Raw genomic sequence first — 6,480 nt, forward strand, 5'->3', positions numbered from 1 at the left:
ACGGGCTCCGAGGACGGGGGCCGCAGCACCTGCTACGAGCTGCTGGGACCGCAGCTCGCCGCCGAGCTGTGGCCCGGCGTGGCCTCCACCCTGGGGTGGCTCGCCCCGGGCGCCGCCGGGCTCCAGAACTGGGCCGCGGCCCCTGGTGCGTTGCGCTCGCTGGCCATGCGCGCCGCGGGTGAGCTGCTGGCCGCACGGGCCCGGAGCCAACCCCTGTGCCTCATCCTCGACGACGCCCAGTACGCCGAGGAGACGGCGCTGGACGCGCTGGAGTTCGCCGCGCTCGCCGAGTCCCGCCTCCCCCTGTGGGTGTGCGTGCTGGCGCGCCCGGGCTTCGAGCGCCTGCGGCCCTCCTGGGGTACGCGCGCCGCCCGCCGCCACGTGCTGCCGCTCGGGCCCCTCGCCCCGAGCAGCGCGGCGGAGCTGTGCCGCACCCTGCTGCGCCCGGCGGAGAACGTCCCCGCCGCCGCGCTCGAGCGCCTCGTGGAGCGCGCCCAGTCCGTCCCCCTCTTCCTCGTGGAGCTGGTGCGCGGCCTCAAGCGCCAGGGGCTGGTGCGTCAGCGCGTCAGTGGCGGCAGCTGGTACCTCGCCACGGACGAGCTGGACCGCATGCCGGACCTGCGGCTGGTGGAGTGGCTGGCGGACCGCGAGCTGGGAGCCCTCCCGGTGGAGCTCGCGGCGCACGCGCGGCTGTGCGCGCTGCTCGGCCCGGACTTCACCGCCGCCGAGGCCGAGGGGGTGGTGCACGCGCTGGAGGAGGACGGGGGCGCGGCGGACTTCCCGTTGGATCCCCGCCATGCCACGCGTCGGCTGCTGGACCTGGGCCTGCTCGTGTCCCACCGCCAGGAGGGGCTGAGCTTCCGCAACGAGCTGCTGCGCGCCACGGTGGAGCACGCCCTGCCCGAGGCGGACCGCATGCGCATCCACCGCGCCGCCTTCCGCTTCTACCAGAGCAAGGCGAGCGCCACCGAGCGCCAGCGCCTGCCCCGCCTGGCCCTGCACGCCGCCGCCGCCGGCCTGCGCGACGAGGCCGCCGCCCTCTACATCGACCTGGCCGAGTCCGCGCGCGGCCGGCACGCCTACATCGAGGCGGAGTCCACCTATACGCGCGCCCTGGAGCTGCTGGACGCGGACGACCGGCGCCGCCGCCTCACCGTGCTCCGGGGGCGGGGCCTCATGCGCTACCGCGTGGGACGGTACGAGGACTCGCTGGCGGACTTCGCCGCGGCGCGCGAGCTGGCCCGGCAGCTGGAGGCGGTGACGGACGAGGTGGATCTGCTGCTGGACGAGGCCATGGCCTACGACTGGATCAACGACTACGGGCGCTCGGAGGAGCGGGTGTACAAGGCCCAGGAGATGGCCTTCACCCTGAAGCTCCAGTCGCCACTGCTCCAGGTGCGGCTGCTGCTGGCCCTGGGGCGCGCGCAGTTCCGCAATGGCCAGTGGGAGGAGTGTTGCGAGCCCCTCCAGGAGGCGGCCGAGCGCGCCCTGAAGCTGGGCGACGCGGGCTACGAGTCGCACGTGGTGGCGCAGCTGCTGCTGGGCGTCATCCTCCCCAACCTCGGCCGCATCGACGAGGCGGAGCGCATCTTCGAGGAGGTCATCGCCGCCTGCACCGAGCGCGGAGATCGGCTCCACCTGGGCAGCGCCATCAACAATCGCCGCAACCTGTGGGTGGCGCGCAATGACTTCCAGGGCGCCATGCAGGACCAGGAGCGCTTCATGCACCTGGGGCGCGAGCTGGGCATGGTGGGCTGGGAGTACTTCGCCGAGCACAACATGGGCGAGCTGCTCTACCAGTCGGGGGATCCGGAGGCGGCGGCCCCGCACATCCGCCGCGCCATCGAGCTGGAGCGCCACCACCCGGAGATGGCCCCGAGACCCTGGGCGCTGCTGCTCCAGGCGCGGACGCTCGCCTACAGCGGGCAGGACGAGAAGGCGCGGGAGCTGCTGACGGACATCCGCCGGACGCTCAAGCAGAGCGGCGCGGAGTTCAGCCCCTCCGAGGAGGTCATCTTCTCCGCCGTGGAGCTGGCCACGCGCGAGGCCTCCTCCGCGGAGTGGGAGGCCCTGCTGGCGCGCTCCAGCGAGGTATCCGTGGAGCAGGAGCCGCTGGAGGTGCTGGAGCTGCGGGGGCTGGCCTGGCTGCGGCGGGGAGACCGGGAGGAGGCCGTGCGCCTGCTGGAGGAGGCGATGCGCCGCGCCGACACCATCCCCAACGTCATGCGGGGAAGGCTCCGACGCAGCCTGGAGCGCGCGCGCCTCAACCCGGCCGCATGAGGCCCAGCGAGAGCAGCGCCGCGATGAGCACACCCATCAGGGACTCGGCGACGATGGCGCCCGCCCCCGCCGACTGCACCGTCTGGGTGGCGGAGGGCCGCAGCCGGCTCACACCCGCGGCCAGCAGCGAACCCAGGCAGAGCGTCACCGCGAAGTAGGCCGGCACGAAGAAGCCGATGCCCATGGCCGCCGCCGAGGGCAGCAGGTACGCCAGCCGCCCGCGAGCGGCCGCCGACAGCGCGACGCCCAGCGCGAAGGCCAGTCCCAGGGCCAACGTGGACGCGGGCGGCATGCCCTCCAGGCCCTTGGAGCAGAGCTCCGCCACGGCCTTGAACTGCTGCCCCGTGGGAGCGGGCAGCTCCTCCGAGCGCAGCTCGTACGCGGACACGAGCAGGAAGTAGGTGGGGACGGACACGGCGGCGCCCAGCAGCAAACCCGAGAGCTGGACGAGGAGCTGGCGCGAGGCGTTGGCCCCCAGCAGGCGTCCGGCCTGGAGCGACCACAGGCTGCCGCTGGTATGCGCCGCGGCACCCGACACCACCGCGCCGGCGGCGACGTTGAGGCCGGCCTGCCCGGGTGTCACCAGGCCGAAGCCCAGCTGCGCGAGCTGCCCCACCGGGCTGATGGGCGCGATGTCCGTCTGGCCCGTCGCCCGGGCGCACACCGCGCACAGCGGGAAGGCCAGCACCAGCGCCAGCAGGAAGTGGAGGGGGTTGAGCTGGAAGGCGAACCACCCCATCGCCCCGGTGAGGAGGAGGGCCGGCAACACCATCCTCGACACCCACTGGCCCGCCGTGGCCTCCCAACCCTCGCCTCGCCGTCCGAGCCCGCGCAGATCGGCGAGCACGGCCGGGAGGGCACGCACCTGGGAGGCGAGCGACGTGGCCGCCGCGCCCACCATCAACCCCAGGCCGGGCCAGAGGAGCCACGCGGAGAGGGGGCCGTATTCCGCCGCCGCCATCCGCTCGCGCACCAGCCAGGGCGCCAGTCCCGTCCACGCCACCAGCGAGCCCAGCAGGATGCTCAACCCCACCTGGGGCCCCACCAGCATGCCGACCCCCAGCAGCATGGGGTTCCAGCCAACGCCCAGCAGCAGGCTGTCCGCGCCCACGCCCCCCACCCGCAGCGAGCCGGGCAGCATCGACGCGGCGGGCACCAGGCCCCGTGCATCCCGCAGCCAGGCGAGCACCCCGGACACGAGGCCACTCATCCACAGCCCCCGGGCCCGCGCCGCGTAGGCCGAGCCGGTGGAGTGCAGCGTGGAGATCAGCTCCGCGGTGGCGGCGCCGGTGGCGAACGGCAGGGCCTCCTCCTCGAGCAGGCGCCGCCGCAACGAGAAGGCGAAGAGCACGCCGAGCGTCCCCAGCCCCACGCCCCACAGCGCCACCGTCCAGCCCGGCGGCTGCCAGCCCAGGAGCGCGAGCGCGGGCACCGCGCCCAGCAGCCCCGCGCTCGCGGGCATGGCGCCCATCGAGACGGCGGTCGTCATGGAGAGGTTCGTCTCCAGCGGGGAGAGCGGGGCCTTGCCTCGGGCCGCCACCGACAGGCCTCCGAAGGCCAGCAGCGAGGACAGCACGCACCCCGACTCCCAGAAGCCCGTCTTCAACCCCGTGTAGAGGTTGGTGACGGCCAGCACCGCGCCGCAGAGGCCTCCCGCCACCAGCGCGCGCACCGTCAGCTCGGGCGGTACGGGCCTCGGCTCGGAGACAGGGTGGAGCGGGGGGAGTGTGGACTCGCCCGGGGCCTGCACGGGGGCCGCCCCGGAGCGTCTTCCCTTCCCGTCCCTCATCTCACGCCTCCCACGAGGGCGGTGAGCGGGGGCACCGTCTGGGTGGCCGGAGCCGCCGACTGGGCGGAGCGTCCCACCAGCGCCCGGAGCTGGCGCAGGTCCAGCGGCTTGCTGAGCTTCGGGTTGGCCACCTCCTGGAGGAAGCTCAACGCGCGCGGGGTGAAGGCCCCACCCGTCATGAAGACGATGCGCTGCGCCTGATCCGGCACGGTGCGGCTCAGCTCCAGGTACAGGTCCATGCCCGTCATCCCCGGCATCATCACGTCACAGAGGATGAGGTCGTAGCGGTTGCCCTGGTCCAGCAGCTTGAGCGCGGCGCGGGCCCCATTCACGGTCGCCACCTCGTGCTCGGGCGACAGCGAGCGCTGGAGCGCACGCGTCACGTACGGCTCGTCGTCCACCACCAGGAGGCGCGCCCGGCCCGGCACGGGCGCCTGCGCCGGCTCCGACCGCGTCTCCACCGGAGTGCCCGCCACGCCCAGGAACACGCGGAAGCTGCTGCCCCGGCCCGGCGCGCTCTCCACGCCGATGCGCCCGCCCATGGAGTCGACGATGCCGTGGCAGATGGACAGCCCCAGCCCCGTGCCCTCGCCCACCGACTTGGTGGTGAAGAAGGGATCGAAGATGCGCGCCTGCACCTCCGGCGTCATCCCCATGCCCGTGTCGCGCACCTCCACCACCACCTCGCCCGCGTTGCCCTCGCGGATGATGACGCGAATCTCATGGTCCTTCGCGTCCCCCTCGGGGATGGCGTGCGCCGCGTTGAGCAGCAGGTTGAGGAACACCTGGCACAGGCGAGACTCGTTGCCCTGCACCGAGGGCACCGGCTCGAACTGCGTCACCAGCCGCGCGCGGTGCTTGATGACGTTGTCCGCCATCTTGCACGCCAGCTCCACCGCCCGGCTCACCTCCACCGGCCCCAGGCGATCCTCCTGCTGGCCGCGGGCGAACGTCTTCAGGTCCCTCACGATGGAGGCGATGCGCTCGGCGCCCTCCATCGTCTCGCGCACCACCTGGTGCAGCGGCTCCACGTCCTTCCCCGCCGCCGAGCCCTTCAGCCGCTCCAGCCCCTCGGAGACGAGGTGCAGGTTGACGAGCATGTAGGCCAGCGGGTTGTTGATCTCATGGGCCACGCCCGCGCCCAGCGTGCCCACCGAGGCCAGCCGATCCGCCATCTGGAGCTTCGACTGGAGCAGGCGGCGCTCGGTGGTGTCGCGGTGCACCATCATATGGGCGATGGTCCGGCCCTCGGCGTCGCGCAACGGCGCCACCACGGACTCGCAGTAGCACTGCACGCCGTCGTTGCGCTTGAAGTCCATTTCCCCCGTCCACCGGCCGTCGCGCTCCAGCGCCGCGAGCACCTCGCCGGTGCGCTTGTCCTCCTCGCCCGGGTGCAGCAGCGAGAAGAGCGTCTGCCCGAGCGCCTCCGCCTTGCCCCGGCCGAACATCTTCTCCGCGCTCGCGTTCCAGTCGATGATCCGCCCGTTGCGGTCCGTGACGACGACGCCCTCGCACAGGCTCTCGAAGATGAGGGCCTGGCGGCGCAGCTCCTGCTCGGCCAGCTTGCGCTCGGTGATGTCCATCACCGTGCCGGTGATCCGCACCGGGGTGCCGCGCTCGTCGCACAGCACGTCCCCCTTGCAGGACAGCCAACGGCCGCGCGCACCCGCCACCTCGATGCGGTACTCCACGTCCAGGTGCGTGCGCTGGGCGAGCGCCGCGGCCAGCGCCTCGCGCACGCGCGGCAGATCTCCCGGGTGCACCACCTCGGACGGATCCGTGGGGCGCCCCGACAGCGCGCCCACCGGCAGGCCCAGCAGCCGATCCACCTGCTCGGACCACGTCACCGCGCCGGTGACGGCGTTCCAGTCCCAGATGCCCACGCGCGCCGCGCTCAGCGCCTGCCGCAGCTGCTCCTCGCCCTGCTCCACCAGCTCGCGCATGGAGAAGCGCAGCACCGTCACGGTGCCGATCTGGACGCGGTCCCCCTCGTGCAGCTCCGACGAGGCGATGCGCACCCCGTTGACGTAGGTGCCGTTGGTGGAGCCCAGGTCGGCGATGTGGAAGCCGCCCTCGGCCGTGCGGGTGATCCGCGCATGCCGGCGCGACACGCCGTGATCGTTGATCTGGAAACCCGCGTCCGCGCCTCGGCCCAGCACCTGCTCCGGTCCTTCGATACGAAAGACCTTCCCGATCGCCGCTGGCGTCGTGGTGCTGGTGAGGATGAGGCACGCGCTCTCCGAGGACGGGAGTGGCTGCGCGGGCCCTCCACACATCGTGAGATCGTCCATCATCTTCATGGGCATTCTTCCCGAGGGCAGGAGTTCGTCGCTTCCGGAGTATCCAGCAGACGCGAGGCGCTAAATACGTCGCCTGATCGCGTGCCGGTGGCGTCCGCCCCCATTCATCCG

3 protein-coding genes are annotated in these 6,480 nt (G+C 73.1%); 1 reads left to right on the top strand and 2 read right to left on the bottom strand.

Features of this window, described 5'->3' with window-relative positions:
- Positions 1 to 2,280: ATP-binding protein (locus VF794_RS21905; protein ID WP_414640939.1), on the top strand; the 2,280-nt coding region annotated here is incomplete at its 5' end.
- Here VF794_RS21905 and VF794_RS21910 read toward each other — a convergent pair.
- Positions 2,264 to 4,069, bottom strand: coding sequence for an OPT family oligopeptide transporter (locus VF794_RS21910; RefSeq protein WP_331113456.1), 1,806 nt, complete (start codon positions 4,067 to 4,069; stop codon positions 2,264 to 2,266). The two genes, VF794_RS21905 and VF794_RS21910, sit on opposite strands and share 17 nt — an antisense overlap.
- Positions 4,066 to 6,375 carry a PAS domain S-box protein gene (locus tag VF794_RS21915; RefSeq protein WP_331113458.1) on the bottom strand — a complete coding sequence of 770 codons (2,310 nt, stop codon included), beginning with the start codon at positions 6,373 to 6,375 and terminating at the stop codon, positions 4,066 to 4,068. Before VF794_RS21915 ends, VF794_RS21910 begins: the two co-directional genes overlap by 4 nt.
- Positions 6,376 to 6,480: the final 105 nt, after the last annotated feature.

The sequence above is a fragment of the Archangium sp. genome (assembly GCF_036389735.1).
Classification (GTDB): Bacteria; Myxococcota; Myxococcia; order Myxococcales; family Myxococcaceae; genus Archangium.